The sequence below is a fragment of the Rubripirellula reticaptiva genome, from assembly GCF_007860175.1.
In the GTDB taxonomy this organism is placed as follows: Bacteria; Planctomycetota; Planctomycetia; order Pirellulales; family Pirellulaceae; genus Rubripirellula; species Rubripirellula reticaptiva.
Window position 1 is genome coordinate 171,337 of the sequence record NZ_SJPX01000006.1, and the last position, 24,580, is coordinate 195,916.

General features: G+C 54.7%; 24 protein-coding genes and 2 pseudogenes. 15 read left to right on the forward strand and 11 right to left on the reverse strand.

Going from position 1 to position 24,580, the window contains the following annotated elements; all coding sequences use genetic code 11:
• Window positions 1-91: 91 nt before the first annotated feature.
• The 4 genes from Poly59_RS26115 to Poly59_RS26130 form a co-directional block, all read right to left on the reverse strand.
• On the reverse strand, window positions 92-1,582 hold the full coding sequence (locus Poly59_RS26115; protein ID WP_146537064.1) for a sulfatase family protein: 1,491 nt from the start codon (window positions 1,580-1,582) through the stop codon (window positions 92-94).
• Window positions 1,579-3,021, reverse strand: coding sequence for a sulfatase-like hydrolase/transferase (locus Poly59_RS26120; RefSeq protein ID WP_186776530.1), 1,443 nt, complete (start codon window positions 3,019-3,021; stop codon window positions 1,579-1,581). The genes Poly59_RS26115 and Poly59_RS26120 overlap by 4 nt, the downstream gene beginning before the upstream one ends.
• A gap of 62 nt (window positions 3,022-3,083) precedes the next feature.
• Window positions 3,084-4,613 (reverse strand): LamG-like jellyroll fold domain-containing protein, encoded by a 1,530-nt coding sequence (locus Poly59_RS26125; protein ID WP_186776589.1) that lies wholly within the window; start codon window positions 4,611-4,613, stop codon window positions 3,084-3,086.
• The gene (locus Poly59_RS26130; RefSeq protein ID WP_146537067.1) at window positions 4,613-5,137 is read right to left on the reverse strand and encodes a sigma-70 family RNA polymerase sigma factor; all 525 of its coding nucleotides are present in this window, start codon (window positions 5,135-5,137) and stop codon (window positions 4,613-4,615) included. Before Poly59_RS26130 ends, Poly59_RS26125 begins: the two co-directional genes overlap by 1 nt.
• A gap of 632 nt (window positions 5,138-5,769) precedes the next feature.
• Here Poly59_RS26130 and Poly59_RS30470 point away from each other — a divergent pair.
• The 5 genes from Poly59_RS30470 to Poly59_RS26150 all read left to right on the forward strand — a co-directional run bounded on the left by Poly59_RS30470 (window position 5,770) and on the right by Poly59_RS26150 (window position 8,926).
• Window positions 5,770-5,901 carry a hypothetical protein gene (locus Poly59_RS30470; protein WP_261343561.1) on the forward strand — a complete coding sequence of 44 codons (132 nt, stop codon included), beginning with the start codon at window positions 5,770-5,772 and terminating at the stop codon, window positions 5,899-5,901.
• A 224-nt stretch (window positions 5,902-6,125) separates the two neighbouring features.
• Complete coding sequence (locus Poly59_RS30475; RefSeq protein WP_261343562.1) at window positions 6,126-6,260, forward strand: hypothetical protein; 135 nt, start codon at window positions 6,126-6,128, stop codon at window positions 6,258-6,260.
• An 86-nt stretch (window positions 6,261-6,346) separates the two neighbouring features.
• The gene (locus tag Poly59_RS26140; RefSeq protein ID WP_146537068.1) at window positions 6,347-8,086 is read left to right on the forward strand and encodes a hypothetical protein; all 1,740 of its coding nucleotides are present in this window, start codon (window positions 6,347-6,349) and stop codon (window positions 8,084-8,086) included.
• Window positions 8,087-8,114: 28 nt separating this feature from the next.
• Window positions 8,115-8,702, forward strand: a complete 588-nt coding sequence (locus Poly59_RS26145) for a hypothetical protein (RefSeq protein ID WP_146537069.1) — start codon at window positions 8,115-8,117, stop codon at window positions 8,700-8,702.
• Between the two features lie 23 nt (window positions 8,703-8,725).
• A complete protein-coding gene (locus tag Poly59_RS26150) occupies window positions 8,726-8,926 on the forward strand; it encodes a nitroreductase family protein (RefSeq protein WP_246151949.1) in 201 nt (66 codons plus the stop codon).
• 27 nt (window positions 8,927-8,953) lie between these two features.
• Here Poly59_RS26150 and Poly59_RS26155 read toward each other — a convergent pair whose 3' ends face one another.
• Window positions 8,954-10,594: a glycoside hydrolase family 5 protein gene (locus tag Poly59_RS26155; protein ID WP_186776531.1), complete on the reverse strand. Its 1,641-nt coding sequence runs from the start codon at window positions 10,592-10,594 to the stop codon at window positions 8,954-8,956.
• 218 nt (window positions 10,595-10,812) lie between these two features.
• On the opposite strand from Poly59_RS26155, the gene Poly59_RS30480 reads away from it, so the two are divergent.
• Window positions 10,813-10,935: a hypothetical protein gene (locus Poly59_RS30480; protein ID WP_261343563.1), complete on the forward strand. Its 123-nt coding sequence runs from the start codon at window positions 10,813-10,815 to the stop codon at window positions 10,933-10,935.
• An 83-nt stretch (window positions 10,936-11,018) separates the two neighbouring features.
• Here the strand turns inward: Poly59_RS30480 and Poly59_RS26165 are convergent, their stop codons facing one another.
• The 3 genes from Poly59_RS26165 to Poly59_RS29820 form a co-directional block, all read right to left on the reverse strand.
• The gene (locus tag Poly59_RS26165; protein ID WP_146537071.1) at window positions 11,019-12,356 is read right to left on the reverse strand and encodes a sulfatase-like hydrolase/transferase; all 1,338 of its coding nucleotides are present in this window, start codon (window positions 12,354-12,356) and stop codon (window positions 11,019-11,021) included.
• 32 nt (window positions 12,357-12,388) lie between these two features.
• A complete protein-coding gene (locus Poly59_RS26170; protein ID WP_186776532.1) occupies window positions 12,389-14,101 on the reverse strand; it encodes an FAD-dependent oxidoreductase in 1,713 nt (570 codons plus the stop codon).
• A 68-nt stretch (window positions 14,102-14,169) separates the two neighbouring features.
• Entirely contained in the window at window positions 14,170-14,538 is a 369-nt protein-coding gene (locus tag Poly59_RS29820; RefSeq protein WP_186776533.1) for a hypothetical protein, read from the reverse strand.
• Between the two features lie 361 nt (window positions 14,539-14,899).
• On the opposite strand from Poly59_RS29820, the gene Poly59_RS26175 reads away from it, so the two are divergent.
• The 4 genes from Poly59_RS26175 (at window position 14,900) to Poly59_RS26190 (ending at window position 18,743) form a co-directional block, all read left to right on the forward strand.
• The gene (locus Poly59_RS26175; RefSeq protein WP_146537073.1) at window positions 14,900-15,469 is read left to right on the forward strand and encodes a hypothetical protein; all 570 of its coding nucleotides are present in this window, start codon (window positions 14,900-14,902) and stop codon (window positions 15,467-15,469) included.
• A gap of 99 nt (window positions 15,470-15,568) precedes the next feature.
• A complete protein-coding gene (locus Poly59_RS26180; RefSeq protein WP_146537074.1) occupies window positions 15,569-15,919 on the forward strand; it encodes a hypothetical protein in 351 nt (116 codons plus the stop codon).
• Between the two features lie 92 nt (window positions 15,920-16,011).
• Window positions 16,012-16,401 (forward strand): BlaI/MecI/CopY family transcriptional regulator, encoded by a 390-nt coding sequence (locus Poly59_RS26185; RefSeq protein ID WP_146537075.1) that lies wholly within the window; start codon window positions 16,012-16,014, stop codon window positions 16,399-16,401.
• Window positions 16,398-18,743 (forward strand): M56 family metallopeptidase, encoded by a 2,346-nt coding sequence (locus tag Poly59_RS26190; protein ID WP_146537076.1) that lies wholly within the window; start codon window positions 16,398-16,400, stop codon window positions 18,741-18,743. The genes Poly59_RS26185 and Poly59_RS26190 overlap by 4 nt, the downstream gene beginning before the upstream one ends.
• Window positions 18,744-18,768: 25 nt before the next feature.
• Here the strand turns inward: Poly59_RS26190 and Poly59_RS26195 are convergent, their stop codons facing one another.
• Window positions 18,769-19,488, reverse strand: coding sequence for a hypothetical protein (locus tag Poly59_RS26195; protein ID WP_146537077.1), 720 nt, complete (start codon window positions 19,486-19,488; stop codon window positions 18,769-18,771).
• A 181-nt stretch (window positions 19,489-19,669) separates the two neighbouring features.
• Here Poly59_RS26195 and Poly59_RS26200 point away from each other — a divergent pair, with 181 nt between their 5' ends.
• The 5 genes and pseudogenes from Poly59_RS26200 to Poly59_RS26220 all read left to right on the forward strand — a co-directional run bounded on the left by Poly59_RS26200 (window position 19,670) and on the right by Poly59_RS26220 (window position 22,672).
• A complete protein-coding gene (locus tag Poly59_RS26200) occupies window positions 19,670-20,341 on the forward strand; it encodes a hypothetical protein (protein WP_146537078.1) in 672 nt (223 codons plus the stop codon).
• Window positions 20,342-20,632: 291 nt separating this feature from the next.
• Entirely contained in the window at window positions 20,633-21,232 is a 600-nt protein-coding gene (locus Poly59_RS26205; protein ID WP_186776534.1) for an AAA family ATPase, read from the forward strand.
• A complete protein-coding gene (locus Poly59_RS26210) occupies window positions 21,229-21,429 on the forward strand; it encodes a hypothetical protein (RefSeq protein ID WP_146537079.1) in 201 nt (66 codons plus the stop codon). The genes Poly59_RS26205 and Poly59_RS26210 overlap by 4 nt, the downstream gene beginning before the upstream one ends.
• A gap of 175 nt (window positions 21,430-21,604) precedes the next feature.
• A pseudogene (locus Poly59_RS26215) lies at window positions 21,605-22,045 on the forward strand (ParB N-terminal domain-containing protein); the annotation flags it as partial.
• Window positions 22,046-22,114: 69 nt separating this feature from the next.
• Window positions 22,115-22,672, forward strand: a complete 558-nt coding sequence (locus Poly59_RS26220) for a terminase gpA endonuclease subunit (RefSeq protein WP_222436172.1) — start codon at window positions 22,115-22,117, stop codon at window positions 22,670-22,672.
• 108 nt (window positions 22,673-22,780) lie between these two features.
• On the opposite strand, the gene Poly59_RS26225 is transcribed toward Poly59_RS26220, so the two are convergent.
• Both Poly59_RS26225 and Poly59_RS26230 read right to left on the reverse strand, forming a co-directional pair.
• The gene (locus Poly59_RS26225; RefSeq protein ID WP_146537082.1) at window positions 22,781-23,944 is read right to left on the reverse strand and encodes a phospholipase D-like domain-containing protein; all 1,164 of its coding nucleotides are present in this window, start codon (window positions 23,942-23,944) and stop codon (window positions 22,781-22,783) included.
• A gap of 232 nt (window positions 23,945-24,176) precedes the next feature.
• Window positions 24,177-24,308, reverse strand: a pseudogene (locus tag Poly59_RS26230) (thiamine-binding protein); the annotation flags it as partial.
• Window positions 24,309-24,580: the final 272 nt, after the last annotated feature.

Here is a 24,580-nt window from a genome sequence, read left to right on the forward strand (position 1 = left end):
CTTCGATACTGAAAACTCACAGCCAATGACTTCTCCGTCAACGCATTCAATTCGTCTTCATGCATCTGTGTTTATCCGTGTTCATCTGTGGCTAATCTTGTTTGGTTGATTCAGCAACTGCAGCAGGCCGCGTGTTTTTGCGAAGCTCATTGTGGAAGTCTTCCATCCGCTTCTTCAGCCGCGCGGCGATCTCAGGATGCTCATCGATCAGGTTGGTCTGCTCGCCAACGCTATCGCGCAGATTGTAGAGAGTCTCAACGCTGACCTTCTTCGGCTTCGAGTCGCCGGCGGGCTGTCCCTTTGACCCCTTTTTCTTTGGCGGCTTGTCGGCAGCGATTCGGTACTTCCAGTCGCCGACGCGGATGGCATCAACGCCACGGCCTCGCAGGTAGAAGATAGCTTCATGCGGTGATTTCGCATCCGGGGTTGCGGAGAGTAGCGGCGAGATGTCCTTTCCATCAATCACGCGTTCATCGGGAACTTCGCCGCCCGCGAGTTTGGTCAGCGTCGGCAGCAAGTCCATACCGGTGATGGCTTCGTCAGTTTCGATTCCTGCCGGTATCTTCCCCGGCCAGCGAGCCACAAACGGCACTCGAACGCCACCTTCCAGAGTCGAGCCTTTGCCTCCTTTCAACGGGCCGGCGGTACCGCCTGTACTAGTATTGGGTCCGTTGTCTGACGTGAAGATGACCAGCGTGTTCTGATCGAGTCCAATTTCCTTCAGAGCCCGCAGAATCTCACCGGTGCTCCAGTCAAGTTCCTGGATCGTGTCGCCGTAGATGCCTCGCCGACTGCTGCCCACGAACTTCTCGGACGCGTGCAGCGGGATGTGCGGCATGTTGTGCGCTAGGTACACAAAGAACGGCTTGTCTTTGTTTTGAGTGAGAAAGCGAATGGTCTCGCGAGTGTATCGCTGAGTGAACTGCGTCTGGTCCGCAGGGACTTCGATGACGATGTTGTCGCGAACCAGCGGACATGCCGCTGTCTCCCGCTTGAGGATTCCGTCGCGAGTGTAACCTTCGCGAAACACGCAGTCGGCTGCGTACTTCTTAATCGTCGGGTAATAGAACTGGCTGTTGGATGACGGCGTTCCGTACCAGTAGTCAAACCCGTGGACGAGCGGTTGAAACATGTCTTGGTTGCCGAGATGCCATTTACCAATGATGGCCGTCGCATAACCCTGACCTTTCAACAGTTCCGGTAACGTGATTTCGTGAGGGTTCAGCCCATGATTGTTTCGCGGAAACATCACACCGCCAATACCTACTCGAGTCGAATGGCTGCCGGTTATCAGCGACGCGCGTGTCGGAGAACAGACGGGAGAAACATAGAAGCTGTTGAACTTTATTCCCTCGGACGCCATGCGGTCGATGTTTGGCGTAGCAATGTCGTCGGCTCCATAGCACGACAGATCGCCATAGCCCAAGTCATCGGCCAAAATGATGATGACATTTGGCTTCCGTTCGGTCGGCGTCGCCGCGTTGGCGTCGCTGATCGCGATGATTACAAGGAGACACGAGCAGACGATCGACAGGCAAGCGTAGACCGTTCCTGAGTTTACTGAAGCAGCATGGTTATTCATGGGGAATTCTCCCGATGTAGAACGCTCGTCGATGACCGTCCGCTCTTACGATGTTGTTCAAGCAGACTCGCGAGTCGCTTCCTAATTCCGGGATGTTCGTCGACGACGTTGTTCTGCTCACCAGGATCGTCCTGCAGGTTGTAAAGTTGAGCGTGAAGTTCGTCACGCTGCGAAGGCCGCTTCAAAGTCGGGCTCGCTTGGCCTTCGATGTACTTCCATGGGCCACTTCGAATGGCGTAGTTGCCATTGGGACTGTGGACAATCATCGATGGCCGAAGCGGTTCTTCATGAGGCACGCCAAGAAACGCCGGCAGCACGTTGAAGCTGTCTTCTGCGATCTCTTTATTCGGCGATACGGGCTGAGCAATCAACGCGGCAATCGTCGCATACATATCGACGAGGTTAATCGTTTCGTCGCACACGGTTCCTGGTGCAACATGCCCGGGCCAGCGAACGAGAAACGGAACTCGAAAGCCACCCTCGTAGATGCTGTGCTTGCGACCGCGCCACTGGCCATTCGGACGAAGCCCGGCTCGAAACGCTTCCGCCTCAGGGCGTTCCCCTACAGTCATCAGCACGCCACCGTTGTCGCTGGTGAAAATGACAAGCGTGTCATCCGCCACTTTCATCCGATCAAGCGTGTCCAGAATTCGATCGACGGACCTATCAAGTTCGTGGATCCAATCACCGTATAACCCAGTCCCGCTTGTACCGCTGGTTTCTTCTGAAGGCGTGTACGGAAAGTGGATTGCGACGGGGGCGAAATAGAGAAAGAAGGGCTCGTCACGTTTTGGCTCCTCAAGCCAACCAATCGCATCCGTTGTCAATTCATCCATCACATTTTCATCGACGCGCTGAGGAGCATCGATCCCCATGTAGTCTCGGCCGTAGGGAGATCTACCTGCCGCAACATTTTCGCCGCTGCGCAAGCCGACGACTTGCCGATTGCGAACATAAACGCCCGAAGCGTCTCCATGATTCTGCGGCACGGCAAAGTGATAGTCGAAGCCGATATCCAGCGGCCCCGGTGTCAGTGGTTTCGTGAAATCGGCTTTCCCTGTCCCGTACCCGAGGTGCCACTTTCCGATGGCTGCGTTGCGATAACCCGCGGACTTCAACACCGAAGCGATGGTGGAGCGTGAGGTTTCGATGTGCAACGGGTCGGTCGTGTTAATCACACCGTGCTTCTGGTTCGTCCGCCAGTCGTAGCGTCCGGTCAGCAATCCGTAGCGAGTTGGCGAGCACACCGACGACGGGGTGTTGGCATCCGTGAAACGTCGCCCCTGCATGGCCAGCCGATCAATATTTGGCGTGTGTATGAGCGACACGTCTGCGCCGTAGCTGTTGAGGCTTCCGTACCCAAGGTCATCCGCAAGAATGATCACGATGTTAGGTCGGTCGGCAGCCGCAGCGATCGATCCGCCGAGGATCGGCAGCATGACGAGCACACTCAACCAACTTCGTATCAGAAGTCTTAACAACGCTTGATTCAATTCGTTTCTCATAGTGTTCTGGCGATCTCCTCTTGGGCGGTACGATAAAGCGCGGCGACTTCTTCTTCGGTGAGTGCTCTGTCAAACAACGCCACCTCATCGATCCGGCCGTTCCATACGCGACCGGCACTAGCATCCGTTCCAAACCAGACCGTTTCGGCGTCGGTGGTTGCCAAGGCTTTGCAGGGTTTGGACGCAACAAACTTTCCGTCTTCGTAAAGCTGCAGGTTCTCGCCATCAGCGGTCACGACGACGTGCCGCCACGCTGCTAGCGGAAGAGTCGCGTTGCCTGCGACGACGAACACATCGCCATTGCTGTTCCTGATGGAGGCCTGCAGCAATCCAGTCTCGTCGAGCGATAGGTCAAAATTCCCACGCTCGCCATCGAAGTTCGTGGCGACCACTCCGTGTTGTGCCTGATCTTCAAGATAAACGAACACTGTCAATGAAAATTGCCCCGTGCTCAATGCGGGCGGCGTATCGACACGTCCTCCGCGGCCGATGGAGTCGACTCCGACTCGCAAGGAACCGCCGACGAAGACACCGCAAGCATGTGGCGGACGCTTGCCCTGTCCGGTCAAAACAACGCCCGAATACTCGGGCGGCTGAGCAACCAAGCCACGGTCGCGAATCGGCATGCGGTAGTAAGCCAAAGGCGATAGCTGTTTGATTGCGCGAGCGTAGTTCAGCCTCGGCTCTTCAAAGTTACGAATGAAACGGTCGGTCGCGATCGAAATATTTTCGGGATTAGCCGCTCCGTCAGTAATCCGCACGGCGTGAGACGCTTGCACATCAACGGACCTTGATTCATCTCGCTGACTCGACGCTCCGGGATTCACTCGCACCAGTCCGTCAAACACATGAACTTCACTCGCGCCGCCTTCGACATCGACGGAGAACTCCGTGCCAAAATCAACAACTTCCGCCTCAGGAGTTTCCACGGTGAACCCGATCCCTTCCGGAGGGACTCTGGCGGACAGTCGCCCGTTGTGCAGCACCACACGTGAATCACCTACCGCGTCGAAGCGGGCAGGAGCCTCAACGTAAACCATCACTCCACCACCAAACTGCAGATGCAGCAAGCCTTTCTGCAATTCGTACTCACCTGCGGAAAGATACGTGCCGTCCCATTGCCGATCGCCCCTGATAAGCAGTCCGCTCACATTGCTGACGATGGTCGCTGCCACAGTATCGCCATGATTCGGCGCTCCGTTCCCTTCGTGCCGTAGACCAACCAACGCAATGAGGATGCAGGCTGCGGTCACGAGCCCAGCGACGCTGAGCAGCAACATCTTTCGCGAGCGGACAACCGTCGATCGGGGTTCTGGAGGCGCCGAGACATCTTCCTTGGTCCCCAATGCACTTGACTGAATGTGTCTGCGTTGCAGAGAACGTCGCAACTGTGAGTGCAGCTCGCCGCGAAGAGCAAACCGCTGGAGATTAGCAGGAATCTTCAGCCACTGCTGAAACTCTGCAGCCTCTTCCTCGGACACATCATCTGCAAGAACACGATCGATAAAGTCATCGTCTATCGACATCATGGGTTCTCCAACGCAAGACGTCTTTCGATGCAACTGGCAAGTGCCGTTCGGACTCGCGACAGCAGGACTCGAACCGATCCGCTGGTGGATCCAGTTTCCTGCGCTATCTCGGCAGCGGAGCGTCCTTCGACGTATTGCAAATCAAGCAGTCGTCGAGACCTTGATGGGAGTTCCTCCAGACAGGCTTCGAGTGCCTCGCGTCGTTGGCTGCGTCCGTCAGATTGGTTCACGATCGTATCAGCGAGTTGGCCAAGCAATTCATCGGAGAAAACAACCCGTGAACGCCCCTGAGCCCGGTAGTAGTCAATCACCCTGGACTTGGCGATCCACAGCGCCCAGCCAACGAACGGCTGACCCGAGTCGAACTCGTCAAACCGACGAGCCAGTTCCTGAGCGATCCGCTGCACGACATCCTCGGCATCGTGAAATCCAGCGATGGACGCAAACACGTAAGCCGATATGGAAGGCTCAGTTTCCAACCAGCGATGAGTGAATTCTTCTCGTTTTTGACCTTCGTCCATACGCCCAAACCAATGCAAAACAACCGTGAGATGACCATATGCCGAATGCAAGCGGAAATCGTTAACAGAAATCCCAAAAAGATCTCAAATCACATTCTGGCCACGCATCTACACCAACGAGCCACCCCCGCGAAAACCTTAATAGGCAGGCGACCGATTATTGGGGGAGATATACGGTTGGTCTTCTTCCCGTTTTCCAAAGAATCTAGCGTTCTGATCGTCTTGGCGATTTTCTGAGCTTCTGAACGCCTTCTTACTCAGGAAGATGCATTGTGAGCGATCCTCGTTACCTCTTACCGAGCGATACTCTTTCAAACCCAATGTTTTCCGGGGGCCGGCGGTGTTTCAAACTCGATCGAAAGGGAGGTGCCGACGGCATCTAACCCAACGGCCCTTAGAAACCAAGATCGTTAGAGATCTGGCCCAGAGCTCGAAATCGGGCCGCCTATGTCGCGCCCGGTTTTCTGACCGGTCTCAGACGACAGAGAAATGCCGCGTACGGCCAATGACTCAAATCCTTGCGAAATAACGGGATAAAACAAGAAAAGCCGCCGTGGGTTACACGACGGCTTTTCGTTTACTGGTGGGTCGAAAAATGTTCCAACCAAACAGAGAAGTTGTGCGGAACGCAGATGACAGACGCATCGGTTTCCACCCTCGTCGCAATGGCTCTGAACGACATCGACGTCGCCGATACGCGGCTCACAACGCGTGGAGTGCAATCGCTGCGAGCGGGACTGCCCAACGCAGAGATCCTCTCTTAGCAGCCCAATGTCTGTCGCTGTTGATCCCCGCCGATAAAATTCAATCCAATCCAATCATCCGCGACATTCACGAAGGCCGGCTTTCGCTAAACCGTTGAGTCTCTCGTCGCGAGAATCTGGTTCACCCTATCGAGTTCTCTCCTACGTAAACCTGGGGGCAGGACCGTTCTGTTCGGTTCGTTACATCGCAATCTCAACCATCAGAGTAGAAGTACCAAACCGCATTGTTCATCGGCAGTGATGCGAAGAGCAAGCAACTGCTCGATTGGTTCAACCATGATCCGAAAGGCACCAAAGAAGCTTGGCCGAAGCCTCGGCAACTGACGCTCGATGAAGTCACCGTCAACAATGAATTTTAGCGGGTTCGAATCGTGACCTAAGCTTCATCGACCTGCGGTCTTCGCCGCGGTAGATATGCGCCGAACGTCTCGATCTTGAATCCAGTATGCGTAAATTCCGCAACATTGTTCTAATCCTCACAGGCGTCACGGCTGCCGTGTCGCTCTGTTGCCCGATGCTGGTCGTGTTAGGCTTCTTACTCATTGTTCCAGGATTGGTGCTTCTCGCGGCTCCCACCGTGTTTGTTTATCTTGCGACCACGCTCGGTATTCACCGAATTTTGCCAACCAAGATCGGTTGGGCCGCGTTTCCGATCGCAATCTTTCTTGCACTCGGACTGGGCTGGTTGGTCATGCAACCAAGTCGCTGGTCAGCAATATCGGAGTTCCACGCGGAAGTCTTACCCGACGTTCTTCCTGGTGAACCAATCATCTTGAGCGGAAACGTGTACGTCGAGAACGGCGATCTCTACCGGTCGCCCGAATGTGACTACCTATGCACGGCGCTTTTCGATTTACCGGGTGTGGAAAGTGTCACCATCCAGCGCACCGGCCTGACTGGCCGCAAACGTGATCCTTCCGTCGCGGCGTTCGCTTTGGTTCGCACTGGTGCGGATGCGGGACCAGGAGTGTTCCCAACGAACCCTGGTCAATTGATTCGCAACCATCCAGGGCTCATGCGACAAGTGAAAGGGAATGAGTTGCTGAAGGTTGAGAAATCGCTCGAAGCCGATTGGGCGCTACGTCTTGCCGGTGGGGAGCGAATTGTTGAGGTGAAGCCAACACCCGCCGACGAAGCGGATTGGATCGTGCGTTTGGTTTCAACCCACAGTAAAGAAAGTCCACGAGTCGAACGAGTCGAGATTGCCCGTGCCGGCAATGACGTTCAGTTTCGCAGGAGTGAAGTTCGACACTTTGTTCCTGGCAACCTCTTCTACTTCGGCTTCGATGTTCAAACGGGTATCGGAACGATCTCTAGCGCATCGTTTGGTATCGGCGGACGCGATTGGAAGTCGTCGGACCAGTCAATCAATTTGGAACCGACGTTGTTGGAAGCCCTCGGGGTGCCGCGTCTCGCTGAGCTCGATGACACACGCGAACGATTGCGCCAGGAAGTCCAACGTGCGATTGACGATCCCGACGCGAGTCCAGCGAGGCTGGAATTAGCGAGACGCTGGCTCTCGCTCTTTTTCTTCGACGCTGGTCCGGACGACTACGCATTGATCGCCCGTGTTGTCGGTGACCCCCGAGTGAAAGACATCGCCAGTCCGATCGAGAGCGTCTTTTCCAAGGGCAAAACGCCGATCGAACTCAGCACCGCCTACGCACGACGGATTGCGTTCGATGATGCGACCGAAAAAGAACGATCGCTGTTGGCGGAAGACTTATCTTTAATGCCACCGGGCACGTTCGCCAAACCCGATCCAGCTCACCTTGCGATTTGGACTCGCCCCGAACTCTACGAACAGGCCGGGCTGTTTCTTTCAAGAGTTGGTGACCTTGATGCTAGCCGTGCCGTTCCCATTCTGAGCGACGCGCTTGATCACGTTTCGACGAAAGAGACCTGGAGCCAACGTCGTGCGATGGTTGAAGGGATTCGAGACGCTTACGCGTTACTCGGGCCGGCCGCAAAACAGGATGCCGCGAAGATCAGCACTCTGATTTTGCAGCGTCCGTCACCGATCACGTCTGGTTTCAATGATGTGCAAGCGTGGCGATTGACTTTGGCAAGGATGGGAGTTTCCGTCGATGACTTGCCGTTCTTTCCCCACTCAAGCGAGCAGCAGATCAACCGAACCAAGACTCAAATCCGCGATCGGCTGCAACGCCTTCAAGCCGAGATCTAACCGCCATCGCTCTGACAAACCACTCGCCATGTCCCTCGAACCACTGAATCTTCCCGCGACCGATCCTTTCGATCGCCATGCCAAAGAACATCCATTTGTCGCCTCCGTTGTATCGAGCGGATGGGTGTTGTTTCGCACGCACGCGCCCGTGTTGCTGCTATTCGGAATTCCGTTAGTCGCCATTCAAACCGATGCTGTGTGGGACAACTTTCCACTCGGAAAAGGAGGTACCACACCAGGACCATGGGAACGAAGCGTCATGAGCTGCGTTTTTCTCGCGTTGTTTGTCATGTCTCTGGCAGAAGCGTTGCTCAGCGCAGTCAGGCTGGCTCTCGATCCCACGGCAATTGTGATTACTGATGAAGGCGTTCAAGGCTACCACGCATGGCTTCCCCGATCGTTCGAGTGGAATGAAGTTTCGCATGTGGTCAGATCGGGCAACCGTCTTTGCATCTACCAGCGAGCGAGGTCCAGATTGGTCCGAGAATGGAATCGGCACTCGCGACCAGGCGGACGCTACCACTGGTCGAAGCTGCTTGTCGTCGAACTCAATTGCGTCGATCGGGACGCCGAATCCATTTGCGCTGAAATTGATCGGCATTGGAAATTTTCGTAAGGCTTACTTTGGCGATGTAAACCATGATGTTGGCCGCCCAAGGCATGGACTACCAATCCTGCCCGATGATCGGCTTCGACATCGAAGAAGTCGCGAAGCTGATCAATCTTCCGGATGACCACGTCATGGGACCATTGGTCGCGATCGGCAAAGGCACCAAAGAAGCTTGGCCGAAGCCCGGCCAGCTCCCGCTGGGTAAAGTCATCGGTAGATACGGATTCTAACGATGCAAAACTAGCATTGGTCTCATCTCACCTGAGCTCACCCACTGGGAATTGTTCACCCAATAACGCTCGCTTTGCTGGTTCACCCCAATAAGGCGTCGGCGTGTAGTCCCAATCGCTCAGCAGGCAGGGACTTGACTTTGGGTGGAACGACCAAGCAGTCCAATGGTAGCGATGTTGCTGCACTACGCCAATAAAATCGGGAACCCACGTCGCGGGGTCTTCGTGTTGTTCCGGAGGAATGAAGTCAAGGCGTTCCTGAGTCGCACCGCATTCGCCGATGAAAATTGGATGCCGCTTCGCCACGTCCATAAACTTATCCCGCCAATCGCTTTTCCAGGGGTAAACGTGGGTTGAGTAAACGATGCCATGACCATTGCGGTCGTTGAGCGCGAAGCCGGTGAGGATGCCCGAGAGGTCATACGACCAATCCAGTCCGCCAGCGATGACGATGTTCTTTGCACCGGTCTTCCGAACGGCATCGACCAGCGCTTGCATGCCGATCGATTCGAAGCCTTTGAGTTCCTCTTTGTTTTCCGCAACGGCGGTAGAGTCTGATTTCTTCTCGTTCGAGACAAATCCACCATCGCGCCAGACCTGCCAAGTGAGATCGTGTGGTTCGTTGAAAAGTTCAAACAGTACTGCGGGATGGTCTTTGTAGAGCGTGGCGAGTTCCTTCCAAAAGACAGCATGTTGGGGTTCCGGAGCTCGGAAACGGTGCAGGTCGAGAATGACGTAAACGCCGTGGGAGCCCGCAAGATTGACGACATCATCGACGAGCTGCCGATATCCCGCTCCGCCATCGCGTTGATACGGACCAGTACCGCTCCAGAAGTTTTCGCGAATGCAGAGTCGTATTGAATTCGCATTCCAGTCCTCGATAGCGACGTGGACCGACTTGAGGATGTTCTCACCGCCGGCAGACCATTCCATGCTAGGGAGTGAAACGCCTTGCAGCCAAACTTCGCTGCCTTTGGCATCAAGGATTTTGTTCCCCTGCACATGCAACCTAAGTGGCAACTGTTCGGCAGACGCTTTGGAAACACTTGGCTGCACGAGCGCGGCGCGACGAGCAATCTCCGCATTCTCTTTGATTGCGTCTGCTTCACGCTTTGCGATGAGCGGTGCCGAGTCGATCGCAGAAAGCTTCACGTCATCAAGATCATAGGAACCTGACTTCGCCTGAAACATCGCCGGCATCACCTCCAGCTTGACGGCACCTTTGGGAACGAGCATTTCTACACTACGACGCGTCCAGCCATCGGTCGTTCCTGAGAAACTGGGGTGAGTTGCTCCTTTGAGCTTGTTTCCATCGGCGTCTTTGAAATCGAGAATGATGCGTCCATCGTGCCAATTCGCCTTGCCTCGCTGGAGCGAATTGACGCGCACTCGGAAACTGAGTTGCAGGGCCTCGTATTCCGGATTGATGCGGACTTCGCGGTAGACGGTGAGCATCTTGTCGATGCTGGCGGAGAAACGCAAAAAGTGATTTCCATCTTCCTCAAGCCATGTCACGCCATCAGGCGTCGGCCAATCTTGCGGCTTCTCGGCGGTACCCAACTCAAAGTTGCTGTTGGAGAGAAGTGATGTAGCCGTTTCCGCGAACACGGGCACCGGGAGCCAAAGCAGCGTAAGAAGAACGTTTAAGCGGAGTACTGAGAACATCATCGGAAACATCGTTGAGCTCAAGTTGTGACTGTTTGGAAATCGAGTCTAATTGTAATTGATGAACCGTCTGAAGGATTGTCAACTCAGTTCAATCGGTTTGGAAGAGGGAACCACTTGAAGACCCGATAGGTGGCGGGTTGCTTCGCAGTGTCTGGTTAACCGTATAGAGATCTCTCCAACATAACCCAGAGGGCGATCGCCGTTTTGTTCGGTTCGCTATGCAAGTCACAGACGCCATCTTCATGGGACCCATGATCGCGATCGGCAAAGGCACCGAAGAAGCTTGGCCAAAGCCTGGGCAACTTTCACTTGAAGAAGTCTTCATCGAAAGCGGCTTTTAGTCGACGAGCATTCGCTCAATTTATTGACGGTTCGGCGGAAGTGGTTCTTTTTGTGGCAGAACGTGAACTCTCGGATGTCACATTCAGAGGACGTCATCTCCGAGCTGAATCAGAGCGGCGTCGAGTTGCTCGATCGCCGCTTGCTCGGCAGCAGACGACGGTTGCTTGATCGGCGGAGCGGGCTTCTGCCAAATCTTGACCACCGGCCGTAATTGTCCTTCATTGGTATAGATATAGTCCCGGCTTCGGACATGACGTTTCTCGTAGTCTTGAATGTGCACCCAATCTCTTGGAGTACTTGCGTGGCCTAAAAGCTGAGACGCAAAACTACGGCCATGAATCGCTTCATCAGGCAAGGCAGCCCCGGTCAGTTCGCACAATGTGGGCATGAGATCAGTGAAGTCAACGAGGTCGTCGCACGTCGTGCCGGGAGCGACTTTCCCCGGCCAGCGGATGATCAACGGAACATGCGTGCCGCGATCTGTCATGGTGCCTTTTCCGCCAGCAATGGTTTTGTTTTCGCCCCAGTTGTTCTTGAGACGACGATCGGTCCCGTTATCGGCCAAAAAGATCAGGATCGTGTTTTCGGCAGCCGCTGAATCAGCGATCGTCTTCATGATGCGGCCGATGTTTTTATCCAGATAGCGAACCATGTCAGGGAAATAGCGAGGGTCGCCGATGCCTTCGGTATCGGAGAGTTCGTAATCCTTTTCCTTGCTGTCCGGAGTTGGGACCCATGGGTAATGCGGCAGCAGGCACGTGTAGTAGGCAAGGAAAGGCTTGCCCATCTGCGCATTGGTTTGAATGAAGTTGACCAGGAAATCAGTGTTCACATCTGGGCCGTAACGATGTTCGATCTGGTCGGCAATGATGTTGCCATCCTGGATGAAGTGCGGCTGATGATAGCGTCTGGTCTTGGCGAGCTGTTGGTCGTAGATCTGCCAGCACTGGTATGTATCGAAACCAAAGTCCTTGATCGTATTTCGCTGATGCAGAAACGAGAGTTGCCACTTTCCAGCGATCGCCGTGGTGTACCCCGATGCTTTGAGTTGCCGAGCGAAGCTGGGGTGGCTGGTTCGCAGGTAGAGGTCGGCGTGCTCTTTCTCGCGCCAGATCACTTGCTTCACGCCATGCTGAAAGGAGTATCGCCCGGTTAAGAGAGTCGCACGCGAGGGCGAACACGTTGGGTTGGAAAAGCAATGTGTAAACCGCATGCCTTGGGTGGCGAGCTTGTCGATATGAGGAGTCTGGTGCGACCGTCCGCCATACGTCGACAGACATTCGATACCGAGATCATCAGCAAGAATGATGACGACATTTGGCGGCTGCTTCGCAGGTTCATTCGCTCGTGAGAACTCACTAGTTTGCAGCGCAAACGTGCACCAACAAAGAGTTAGCGTTTTGAGCGTATTTTTGTACATGGGCGGGTCTTCGTTTTCGCAATCGAAAGGAACTAGTTCTGCAACTTCTGGCCACTTGCAAGTAGTTGCTCTCGCAGCTTGTTGTAAGGCATGTCTTGCACTGTTGCCTTTGCATCGATCGCCTTGGAGGCAGCGGCACCTGCGCTTTGGCCGAGAATCATGAAAACCGGTTCCATGCGGATCGAGCCATAGGCGGCGTGGGTGGATGACAGAGTGACGGGCACCAACAGGTTCTCGCACTCACGCCTGCTTGGCACGATCGAACGGTACGCAACGGGATAGGGCGTGGGGCATGACTTGCCGAATCCGCCTTCGTTACGGACGGTTGTTTTGCCGTCGCGCACGACAACCACGCGTTGGCAGAAGTGTGAATCCATCGCGTACGAAGCGAGTCCGACCGAGTCCTCTGCGATGCGTCTTCCCTCGCAGTTGTCTTGGTTCATGATGTAGTCCGAGACCATCCGCCTGCCTTCGCGGACATAGAGTTCGTGGGGCCAGTGGCCTGTGCTCTTGAACTCATTGGGATCCAGTCCGAACGTATTGACGCGTTGCTGCAGCGGCTTGGGGATACTTGGGTCGTTGGCCAGGAAATACATCATGCCGACCTGGTAGTTGATGTGATCTTGAAAGATTTTTTCACGCAACTCGTACAGCGCGGCCATGGGCATCGGCAATCCTCGGCGTGGCTCGGGCAGTTCATCGAAAGAGCCAGGGAGGTAGGTGCCATCGGGCCACGGATAGTTGCCGCCAACGTAATCGCTGGAGAAGCTCCCCGCGTTGTTGGAGTCGCCACGACGCATCTGCACCGGGCCGTCGGTCATTGGCTTGACGGTGTAGTTCAGTGTCCACGTGATGTTGGCATCGAAGTTCAGAAAGCGTGCCAGTAATGCATATCGACCTGCGTCGTAGCGTTTGGGTTGAGGGAAGGGGATCTTGCTGTCTTTGTTTGTCAAGATCATGCGGAAGTTGTAAGCCTGGACCTTGTAGTCGCCTTGTCCAGGCTTGCCGGCGGGCTCGATCGCGATCTCCGGGAGGAGGCCCGAGTTCAGGTCACCAGGTTGGGCGAACGGGCTGATGGGCAGATCGCAGAACTGGTACACACCTTTCCATGATTCCGCCTGCCATTGTCCAGCGAGCGATTCGTGAAACGCGGACCTTGGCTCGCGGCCGACCCGGTAGGAGACGCCTGCGGCCGCGTACAAGTCTCCTTCGTAGGTCGCATCGACAAACATCTTCGCGACGATCGTCTCGCCAGTCATTAACGAGATGGATTGGATCCGCTTGTCGCTGGCCTCAGCGGACTCCAACGGCCGGCGAAGCAGTACCGTAACGCCGGCTTCTTTTAGCATCTCAAGAAACTTAGTCTCGGCCTCATAAGAGCTGAAATTAGTTATCGTACCCATTCGGTTGTAAAACTCGCGAGCCAAGCCACCGACGGATGTGTTCGTGCCAATGTCGGTCGCTGTCAGACCACCTGTGGTCAGGCCGCCGACATGGACGCCGAACGAAATGAGTACGACTTTCTTGTCCATCCGCGCCGCCTGAATTGCGGCCGTGATTCCACCCGGCGTGCTGCCGTAGACAGCGACATCGAACGTGAGGCGTTGGGCCTCGGTGCGTTCAACCGGCGCGTAGTATCGCGGCAGTGATTCTGCGAAGGCTGTGGCTGGCTCTGTCGCTGGACAGGTGCCGACGAATGACGCTGCGGTGAATGCGAGAAGAAGGAAACATAGTCGCTTGATCATGACGAGACTTTCTCGGTATTGGTTGCTGTCTTCTGCCTCATCGTAATCTTCCAGTTGTCGTGAACCAATCAGACTGCCGATTGTCGCTGCTCCAGCAAAGCAAGTGGCGATAGCAGCACGGCGGCGGGGATTCCGAAAGCTGCGCCGTAGAGACCACCCTGCCACATCCATCGGATACTTCCGGGTGGCAGGACCTCGGCCGTGGAAATCGCAAAGAAGCAGGCCACTACTGCGCCAATGCCACTGGCAATCAACGAGATAGGCCAACCAGCTTTCCATCGCATCAGACAAGCGAACAAGACAGAGACATTCAATCCGATCGCGATCCCAGGCAATCCGCGAGCGAGTGGCCATGAAGCTAGGCCGGTCAACAATACCACCGCCAAGCCAATAGTCGTCGCAAGCATTGGACCGAACAGAATCAGCCATTTCTTCATTGTTGAATTTCTGATCATCTGATTAGAGAGCCTTCCTAACGCTCAATCTTGCGAAGTTTCTGGTTAACCCTACCGAGTTCTCTCCTACATAACCCTGAGGGCGGGAAAGTTTTGTTCGGTTTGCTAGGGATTGATTTGAGGAGGAAGGGTTATATGGCGCCCGACTATATCCAGCCCGCGGTTCAAGTGCGGAAAGTGGCGAAATTGCTGGAGTTGGTAACGATTCGGGTCAAACGCGGCGAAATTCCAGAGACTTCGGAAAGTTCTCGCGAGATTGAGGAAACGGGACTTGAGATCTCTCCGCCGTCAGTGATCACTGTGTCTCGCGGCGACTGTTTTGCTGGCGGGAAATGGTCCGCAGGTGGAGTCTCAAACAGTAACCTTCGTCGGCATCAATCGCCTGCAAGGCGAGGTGTTCGATGTTCAGCGTAGCGATCTGACAGTATGTAAGTTGAGCGTCGCAAGACTCGGCAAGTCATTGATGCCGTTGTTTGGTGGGCGTGCGGAAAGTCTGTCCATTGATCCCAATGGATGCGTACAGAAATTAGGCCGTTTGTCACCGCAGTTTGCGTCGACGACGGTTCACTTCTGCGCTCGCACGGATCAAACGTCACTCATCGAAACGGCAATGAGTGTCGGTACGCAGACTGTGCTTCTGGTACCCTCGCTCGCTGGGGTTCGCGTCGACCTCGGCTCGATCGAACGGACGTTCGAGGTAACGATCATCGCTGCTGATGAAATCTACTTCGACGAAATCTACTTCGACGAAAACGGAACGATCGTAGCGAGCGCGGCCGCGATGGAAGAATTCCGTTTTCGCTTGGGGCTTGGCGAAGATTCACCACCAAACGCGTTCCGCATGACGGACGACCATTGGGAGATCTGTTTCCAGAAGACCCGGTTCGTGCTCTCCGACGCGATTGGCATGTAGTATCTCGCTGAATTCTTATCGCGTCCAGGGAAAGTACTGAATCCCGTCGAACTCGAAAACGCTCGCACAGGGATCGCGGCCCGGTCCTCCACTAGTGGTATGGGCGAAGCTTTCGACGAAGAAGCGCGCCGCGACTACAAACGTCGGCTGGCGGACCTCGGTGCTCGCATCGCGGAATCTGAGCGCAACAACGATGCAGGGACGCTTGAAACGCTGCAGTCCGAACAGTACGAAATTCTCGCGCAACTTCAGAGGGACTCAGGCATGAACGGCAAGACGCGCGTGCTCCCCGACGAATCCAAGGCACGTAAGAATGTCCGGCAAGCAGTCAACCGCGACATCAAACGCATTGCCGAGCATCATCTTGATCTGGCTGAGCATTTGAAGTTCGCGTTTAAAGGCAATGCAATGTGTTACTCTCCCGATGATGTCCCCGCTTGGGAAGGCTAAGCATCCAATAGTAAGATCTCGTCAACTCACCTTGTGTCATTTCCGTTTACGGGCGTAAACTGTTTACATCTGTCATCGGAAAAGGAAAACTTATGCAGCTATCAGACGCGGAATGGATCGTAATGAATCTCATTTGGGATTCGGGTCCAACGGAAGCAAGCGAAGTCATCGCGGCGCTCGGATCGGACAACGGTTGGTCCGACGCGACTGTCAAAACCATGCTTCACCGATTGGTGAAGAAGGGTGCATTGACGACCGAGCAAATCGGTAAGAAATATCGCTACACCGTCGCGGTGCGTCGCGGCGCCTGTGTCCGCAAAGCAAGTCGTTCATTTTTGGACGTCGTCTTCGGTGGGGATGCCGCACCGGCTCTTCTGCATCTGGTGAAAACGTCCAAGTTGAGCGAAGACGAATTGTCTCAATTGCGTGAACTGTTGGATTCCAAAACGAAGAACTCTCAAAACAAGGGATCAAAGGAATGATCGAACAAATTGCTGAACCGTGCGTTGAAGTGACCTATCTCGCATTTCTTGCCAGTTGGCGAGCGTTGCCTGTTTTTGCGATCGTCGCCGTTTTGGCGATGGTGCTCCGCAACCGATTGCCAGCACGCTACCTGTGCTGGCTTTGGCTGATCGTGATCGCAAGGTTGTTGCTGCCTTTTTCGGTCGAATCGACGGTTGCGATCAGTTCCATCGCTGACAAACCTGCACGAACGCTGGTTTCGGGCGATGAAGAAGTCGCGGTAGATTCAGTTGGCTTCGATACATTTACCTACGAAGACGACGACGGGAAGTCCGTGACGGTTGCACTCCTGCCACCCGGTGCTACCGCTGAGGAACAGGCTGCGGCGGATGCCTATGTGTCGAAGATCAGCTCGGAGGAGTTGGCTTTGAGTGCGTCTAACGCGTCACAGCAACAGTACAACCAAGTGAACGCAATTGAATCTCCGTCTGCAAAGCCGGATACGTTACTGGAGTTCATCGCCTACTCAATAGTCCTCGCCTTACCGGCCATTGGGGTTGTGTTGCTACTTCGGAGCTTCGCATCACATGTTCGTTTCGCGTTGGCATTGCGGACGCTTCCACTCGTTAACGATCGAGCGACAATCGACTGTCTGTTGAGGGTTTGTGACGAGCTCGGTGTAGGACGGCGACCCAAGCTGAAGGAAGTTCCGTCGCTTCATGCACCGGCCATGTTTGGGGTGTTTCGGCCAGTTATCTGCCTTCCTACCCGATGGCGAGAAAGGCTGACAACAAAACAGCTCGAATGGGTGTTTCGTCACGAGGTCGCTCACGTCAAAGGTCGGGACGGTTTGCTGCTTTCGATGGCGACTTTGGCGAGATCGCTGCATTGGTTCAACCCTTTGTCTTGGATTGCGGTTGCCAAGCTTCAGTACAGCATGGAGAGAGCCGCCGATGAACTCGTGACGCTCCACTTGAATGAGACGCAGGTTCGCGAATATGGCGAACTCCTGCTTCAATTTGCTGCCGGCCAACCATCGCCGCGCACGCGCCCAACAATCGGGCTTCTCGCGATGGCGGCACCGAAAGGTCTCGGGCAGCGAATCGAATCGTTAGGAACGCCAGTTCGTAGTAGAAGTTGGCTTCGAGAATTGGTGGCAATTTCTGCGATCGGCATGGTTGCCATCTGTGGATTGACCGACGCCAAACCAATCGAAACGCCTGTGGTGAAGCCACGACCCGTTCCAAATTTCGAGGTTGCGTTGTCCGGAGGTGACTGGAAACGCCCTGACGATTTAATCCAGTCTCCAACTGTCCCGGACACTCGAGTCGTATCCATCAATGTCGAAAAAGCACTGCGAAAAGCGAAGGAACTTGAGCCGCGAATTGATGCGGAGCGATTTGTGCTCAACTATTTCGCGATGTACCCGGTGACTTCAGATCAGCGTGCCGATGCGATAATCACTGACGGCATGATGACCGTCGAGGTAACGAAACCGCAAGAAACGCTGATAAAGCAAATGCTGTCGGCATTCGAGAAGTCGGGGCTCTGGCAGATCGTCACCGAGCTTCGAGTAATCGACACCAACATTAAACTACTGGATCAATTTGATTGGTCGACGTCCGAGACGACAGCACGCGTCGCGCGACTCGATCGCGCACCCGTGCTGGACAATCCAGAACTCTGGCCGGAAGCAACGCTCTCGTTCAATGCTTTGGGTTTGTCGCCGAGCACGAACGAAAACTACAGAATTGAGCAATCTGCCTCGATGCCGATTCGCGCCGCCAAAATCAGTCGGCTGCAAAGCGAACGATTCATTCGTCAACTGCAACTCGACAGTCGCTCGAACCTCATGCAAGCTCCCAAGGTCACGATGTTCAACGGCCAATGTGCCGTCATCAGCGATGTTTACCAACGACCATTCGTCACCGATGTGTGGGAGATTGCTGGTGACAAAGCTACGGCGATTCAGCCAAAGATTTCTGTTTTTGAGGACGGTTGGAAATTCTTATTGAAAACGACCGTTTCTTCGGATGAGGACGTAAAGTTGCAAATGGTCTTAACTCAAGCGAGTGTTGAAGGTGTAAAGCTCGCGAGCCTCCCGAATTCGCGTAGCAATGATCCGGACCAACGAGTGACCATCCAAGTACCAACGGTCAAGTCGGATTCAATCGCCGTGGAAAGCATGCTGAAAGAGTCGGAAGCGTTGCTAGTGTTCTCGCCCAAACCGTATTCGAGTGAGTCTGATGAGGACGATAACAAGAGCAACTTTGGCATTGGTCAAGTATTCATGATCCGTACGCAACTCATCTCAGATCACGAATTCCTGAAGGGCTTCGTCCCCGAGCAAGATGATGATTGATAGGCACGATGTCTTCATTTGCGTGTTAGGCAATGCACATCATGTAGAAACCCAGCGAGCCCACGGCAGAAATTAGCGTGACGAGCAGCAAGTAAGCGATCGTTCGTTTTGGACCGAGACGAATCATCCAAATCCCAATCACGAGCTCGAGTGCAGTCAGCAAAAACGCCAGCCATTGCGACTCTTGGAAATGTTGTCCGAAAACTTGACTTAGCAATGCCGCCGGAAGAAAGGCTGGCATTCCTGCAATCATGACTACCAGAGCCGGCAAAATTCGGTCGAGTTCGTCGTACCCAACCACCCAGGCATACGGCAGGATCATGCACGCAATCAATGCCGATCCGGCCATGCGATGCTGTGGATTTCTAACGCAGAACGCAATGAAGTAAGCGAACGCGCCGGCGCAAGCGATCCCACTCACCACGATTGGGAACTTGGCGAGCAGCGGAATCGCCACCGCAACACCGGCGGTAATCATCAGCAAAGTGCGAACCGAGAATCGCATCGGCGTACGTGGAGCGTCGTTCGCCGACTTGCTCGTGATTGGCAACCATGGCAGAGCAATACAAAACGCCGCGGACGCAATCGCCGACCAAAGCGGCACCTTCCACAGCAGCGGCGACGGCCGGCTCTGGTCGGAGTCCGTCCACGCGTAGAACCCTGGAATAAACCAGCCGATGAGCAAGCTCGCCGCAATGTAAAGCGGGAAGATCGGTGTTCGCGATGTCAGCTTGGAAATTTCCATACTTCTTCGAGAGCCTGTTTTGGCTCGACCACTGCGCCCTTTCAAAAAACAACAAAATTCCGAACGACTCACGCCATGTGCCAAAGACTCACGTCATGAGTCGCCGTGACTCCAGCTGAGAGATTCGCCTTCGAGCTGATCCCGCTGGCCCGTGTACTTCTACGAATCGCTGTCGAAGCGAATGCTCACGAACGGCTTTTTCGCACGCCTCAACATCATCGACGTCGGCAAACGTGGCTCAGGCCAATCGCCTGGGTCTGCACGCGACCTGCCCGAGGAGATCCTGGACATTGCAAAGTGGTGGGCCGAATTCGAGCCTGGCACGGGCAATTTCCTGAACTTCCATCCCAAGCCGCTCGTGTTGCAAGCCACGCCAGACGCAGCCGAAGCGATCGACAAACTGCGGTTGATGACTGAGCATGAATACAACACCGCGGAAGAGGCACTCGATGAAGTCGCTCGTACGGCATGGAGTCGTACGTGCGAACACGCCAAGAAGCTGGCGTTGATCTATGCGTGCAGCGAGAACCACATCGAACCGCTCATCGGTTTGCCGGCCGTCGAGTGGGCTACTGAGTTCGCGATGCATCAAACGCGTCGGCAACTGTATCTCGCGTCCGTCCACGTCGCCGAGAATCCGTTTCATGCCGAGTGCCTGAAGCTGCTTAAACGACTCGGCGAGCAACCCGACCAGCGAATGCAACGACAACACATTCTCAAGTACATGAAGTGCAAAGCCGCCGACTTGGACCAGATCATTTTGACGCTGGTGCAACAAGGCGAGATCGAACCCATCACCATGCCAACCGCCACGAAGACCGCGAGTGGCTTCCAGCGAGTGGTTGCCGAATGAAATCTTCACCGCCGCTTCCCAATCCTTCCCCAAAAAGAGAAGGATTCGACCTGAAAGCAACGAATCGTTCCCAAACCTTCCCGTGCGTTGGGGAAGGATTCGAGGGAAGGATTGAACTGACTGACCGCCGGCAAGACGTTTAGGTACTGCCGGCCGATCGTGTATCTGGTCAGGGCCACGGGAACAGCAGCCTTATTGGACACAGTTTGTTCTATTTGTCCGAACGAAACATGTCACGCTAGTGAAAAGCACCACACAGCGTAAAATGCCAAGAAAAGGAATTCCATAAGCTTGCCCGAAACATTGAATCCAACCGTCTACGTCATCGCCGGCCCGAATGGTGCCGGCAAGACGACATTCGCGAAGCAATACCTGTCTCGGTTCGCCAATTGCGACGAGTTTGTAAACGCGGATCTCATTGCTGCTGAGCTTTCACCCACGGATCCAGATTCTCAGGCATTGATTGCCGGACGGATGATGCTGGATAAAATCGAAGAACTGGCCCAGCACCGGGGCACCTTCAGTTTTGAAACAACTCTCGCCGGACGATCGCATGCCGCGCGGATTCGACGCCTGAGAGCCAACTTTGGTTATGATGTAAAATTGGTGTTTGTTTGGTTGCCCAGCCCTGAGTTGGCCGTGCTGCGAGTGGCCGGGCGTGTCCAACAGGGCGGCCACAATATTCCTGAAGCGACAATCCGGCGACGCTATCGACAAGGCATTGCGAATTTTGCAAAGCTATACACCCCAATCGTTGATGGTTGGATTGTTTTCGACGGGGCCGAGTCGCCGCCAACCGAGATCATGCGTTTTGAAAGCCAAGAACTGCTCATCTCTGATGACGCCCATTTTGAATTCCTCAATCAAACAACGCAGGAGATGATGCCATGATCCGTGACAATCAAAGTGAATTTTCTAAGCGAACGAACGCTGCGATGAAAGAGACTCGGAAGGTTGTTGTTGACCGTGCTCGAAAACACAATACGCCAATTGTCCTTTGGCGAGAGGGTAAGGTTGTTGAACTCGATCCGTTCTCGCCAGAGTTCGACGAACCGAACGACGAAACGCCTGCAGCCGACAATAAGTAGACAGGCGACTTCCGAAAACACACCCACCCAACCAAACATCTAACCAACCGCCCAACGACCGAACCCTTTCCATTTCTCTTCTCCTTGGAAAGGACGCTGCCATGCAGGTCACTGTGTTGTCGATTGCTAACGCGGGTGGTCGCTTGATCGCTGTAAAAAGCCTTACGAAAACAACCCTCGCATCAATGACGACGCCGTTGATGCCGTCATCCTCTCGATCAACGAGTTTGGATTTCGCCAGCCAATCGTTTTGGATACCCACGGTGTCATCATCGTCGGCCATACACGGTTCAAAGCCGCGAAAAAACTAGGTCTGACCGAAGTGCCCGTTCACGTCGCAACGGACCTTGAACCCGAAGCGGTCAAGGCATATCGGATCGCCGATAACCGAACCGGCGAGAACGCCGAATGGGATTGGGACCTGCTGCCCATCGAAATCGGCGAACTCCAACAATCCGGTTTCGATTGCGAGTTGCTTGGGTTCAACGATGACGAACTTGCCAAGCTGCTCGATCCCGGCGTCACGCAAGGTCTGGCCGATCCCGAGGACGTGCCGGAGCCTCCGGACGAAGCAGTAACGCAACTCGGCGATGTTTGGATCCTTGGCGATCACTGATTGCTTTGCGGTGATTCGTCGCAAACCGACGACGTCGATCGCTTGCTCGCCGGCGTGAAAATTCATATGGTGAATACCGATCTACCGTACAACGTCAACGTCGACGTCAACGTCAACGTCGAACCGCGAAGCAAGAACGCGATCGCGGCGGGCAACAGTTCGTTCCCCGCCGGCGGTGCATCGTCCAGTCCCTTCAGCGAATACAAACGCCGACCCGGCGATCGCGTCGGACTCAACTGGCGAGTCCCCTCGGTTCACGGTAAACGAGCCATTCGCCACGTCATCTACGACATGAACTGGTGGAAGTCCTTCACCCACGCTCGACTCGCCGTCGCGATGGGCGATCGAGGTTGCCTGTCAGTCTTCGGCGACCGCGCCGAGCAACACCGCATGTTCGCCAAACAAATCACCGCCGAGTACTTCATCAAAACCGAAGGCCGCGGCCGAACCGTCGACGAATGGAAAGCCCGCCCCGAACAACCCGACAACCACTGGCTCGACTGCCTAGTCGGTACCGCCGTAGCCGCGTCGATGCAAGGAGCGATTCTTTTCGGAACGGATTTACTCGCATCGCTAAAACGTGAGCGAGTAAGCTTTAAGGATCTCCAGCGACGGAAGAAGATCTAGTGAAGGCGAGCAGACATGTACTCTGGTCGGTTCCTGCAACGCAGAACTGGCCAACTGGGCGATTGATGAAACGCAGCGGGACCTTTAGGCCACTTAAGCATCGAAACTTCAAAACCAGCCTTTGATTGGGCGAATGAGATTGGTGGAGACACGTTGCAACAGGGGCCACTGGTTGACCTCATCCGCTGTCACAAGATTATTGTCTGGATCAGCATCAAGCCCCTGAAAGATAGCTCGTATCACAGCCAGAATTGCCGGATCCTCTGTCATGAGCATCGCTTCTGCCCATCGACTGTCGGCCGCATCTTCAAAGTTGTAACTTCCAAACGCCGTCCATTCGTTGTCGATCAGAATGATTTTGGAGTGTTCGCCGTGTTGGTTTTCGTAGATGTTTGCACCCTGTCGCACCAGAGTTGCGTAGCCGGTCGCTGCAGCCAACCAGGGCAGTGGCGTATTGAGCGACGAAGCATTGGAGTGAAAAATGTCGACCTTCACACCACGCGATGTGGCCTCTTTGAGCGCTTCGACGATCACGCGGGCTGGCTTGTAGTAGAAACTGGTAAGCCGGATGGTGTGTTGAGCGTGGCGGATCTTGTCGGCCAACATCGCGGTGAGTGGATTCGTCTGGCGGCGATGAAAAGCACCCCAGCGACACGGGTCTTCGGTCGGGTTGTACGACCAATAGTCCATCGGGATGTTCTGCGAGAGCAAGGCTTGCTTGCTTGGCAAAAGAGGGTTTGCTGGAATCGATGATCCAAGCAATTCGTTGAAGTTTCGCGTTAAGACGTCAACGATGGGGCCACGCAGCGCGACGGAGAATTCATTCCATTCTTTGAACGAGCTTCGCGAGAGGTTGCTGCTTCCGAAGATCGCTTCACCTGCATCGGAAAGCTGAATCTTGATGTGATGTCCGCACCCCACATACCGATCGATCACATGCTTGGGTGAATACATCACCACTTGGCCACCCGCTTTCCTCAGTTCGTTCAGCTTGTCGCGCAGCCGTGCTCGATCCGTCCTAGACATGAGCGTGCCGCCAAGTCGCTGGCCGAAGCGATCGATCAAAAGGATGGTCGCGACGCCACGTTGCTGTGCTTTCAGCAATTCGGACAAAACCTCACGCCCAATTTCATCCCATTCCACGTAGAGCGTCGACAGGTGTAAGAAAGAACGCGAAGCTGCGATCATCTCCAACCGCCGATTCCATTCTGCGTCACGATCCCACAGCGCTGTGAACTCCGTCGCCGACGAAGCTTCAATGATAGTACCCACGGACCGAACAGGTTTGAGCAAAGATGGTCTCCATTTTTGACTTAGCTAGGGTTGGTAGCATATCGATTCAGCCGGTGTGTGATAGGTGGATCAGAATCAGCGGCAACGTTGAGGCCCTAAGCCGAATGCACTCGTTCGCTTTCAACCTGCCGAGATCGGGCGAGCCGATCGCAGTTGCGAGTATCGTCAATTGCAGTCGGTGATCGCGACCAAAGCTAGATTGCGAGGCGTCCTACATTTGCGTCTCGGTAACGCTATCAATCTTGTCCTGCATCGACTGCTCGCGATCCGTGCGAGTTCCGACTTTGATGCAAGTCGTGATTCGCGGAGAGTCCACGGCGTGTACACGTTCGTGGCAACACTTGGTGGCCCGACAACATGCCGCTCGGCCATCCTGGCACTACCGATCCCGAAGACCAACCAGGCGGCAGCGAAACTTTCTCGAGCGGGGAATGGGTTTGAGCCAATTGATAAGTGTGAGCACGCCAGAGGCATCAACGCGATGCAACACTCGGTCGAACGGTGTGGAGCAATTTGCTCCGCATTTAGCAATCGAGAAATTGACTTGTGTATGCCTATTGTGACCCGGTAGAAATGAACTGATCTATCCGCCCAGTCGTTCTATAAGTAAAATTA

Excerpts from the sequence above, each read along its gene's own strand:
- Poly59_RS26115 (WP_146537064.1), bottom strand. The coding sequence starts at position 1,582 with ATGAATAACCATGCTGCTTCAGTAAACTCAGGAACGGTCTACGCTTGC.
- Poly59_RS26120 (WP_186776530.1), bottom strand. The coding sequence starts at position 3,021 with ATGCTGCCGATCCTCGGCGGATCGATCGCTGCGGCTGCCGACCGACCT.
- Poly59_RS26125 (WP_186776589.1), bottom strand. The coding sequence starts at position 4,613 with ATGTCGATAGACGATGACTTTATCGATCGTGTTCTTGCAGATGATGTG.
- Poly59_RS26130 (WP_146537067.1), bottom strand. The coding sequence starts at position 5,137 with ATGGACGAAGGTCAAAAACGAGAAGAATTCACTCATCGCTGGTTGGAA.
- Poly59_RS30470 (WP_261343561.1), top strand. The coding sequence starts at position 5,770 with ATGACAGACGCATCGGTTTCCACCCTCGTCGCAATGGCTCTGAACGAC.
- Poly59_RS26140 (WP_146537068.1), top strand. The coding sequence starts at position 6,347 with ATGCGTAAATTCCGCAACATTGTTCTAATCCTCACAGGCGTCACGGCT.
- Poly59_RS26145 (WP_146537069.1), top strand. The coding sequence starts at position 8,115 with ATGTCCCTCGAACCACTGAATCTTCCCGCGACCGATCCTTTCGATCGC.
- Poly59_RS26150 (WP_246151949.1), top strand. The coding sequence starts at position 8,726 with ATGATGTTGGCCGCCCAAGGCATGGACTACCAATCCTGCCCGATGATC.
- Poly59_RS26155 (WP_186776531.1), bottom strand. The coding sequence starts at position 10,594 with ATGATGTTCTCAGTACTCCGCTTAAACGTTCTTCTTACGCTGCTTTGG.
- Poly59_RS30480 (WP_261343563.1), top strand. The coding sequence starts at position 10,813 with ATGCAAGTCACAGACGCCATCTTCATGGGACCCATGATCGCGATCGGC.
- Poly59_RS26165 (WP_146537071.1), bottom strand. The coding sequence starts at position 12,356 with ATGTACAAAAATACGCTCAAAACGCTAACTCTTTGTTGGTGCACGTTT.
- Poly59_RS26170 (WP_186776532.1), bottom strand. The coding sequence starts at position 14,101 with ATGATCAAGCGACTATGTTTCCTTCTTCTCGCATTCACCGCAGCGTCA.
- Poly59_RS29820 (WP_186776533.1), bottom strand. The coding sequence starts at position 14,538 with ATGAAGAAATGGCTGATTCTGTTCGGTCCAATGCTTGCGACGACTATT.
- Poly59_RS26180 (WP_146537074.1), top strand. The coding sequence starts at position 15,569 with ATGGGCGAAGCTTTCGACGAAGAAGCGCGCCGCGACTACAAACGTCGG.
- Poly59_RS26185 (WP_146537075.1), top strand. The coding sequence starts at position 16,012 with ATGCAGCTATCAGACGCGGAATGGATCGTAATGAATCTCATTTGGGAT.
- Poly59_RS26190 (WP_146537076.1), top strand. The coding sequence starts at position 16,398 with ATGATCGAACAAATTGCTGAACCGTGCGTTGAAGTGACCTATCTCGCA.
- Poly59_RS26195 (WP_146537077.1), bottom strand. The coding sequence starts at position 19,488 with ATGGAAATTTCCAAGCTGACATCGCGAACACCGATCTTCCCGCTTTAC.
- Poly59_RS26200 (WP_146537078.1), top strand. The coding sequence starts at position 19,670 with ATGCTCACGAACGGCTTTTTCGCACGCCTCAACATCATCGACGTCGGC.
- Poly59_RS26210 (WP_146537079.1), top strand. The coding sequence starts at position 21,229 with ATGATCCGTGACAATCAAAGTGAATTTTCTAAGCGAACGAACGCTGCG.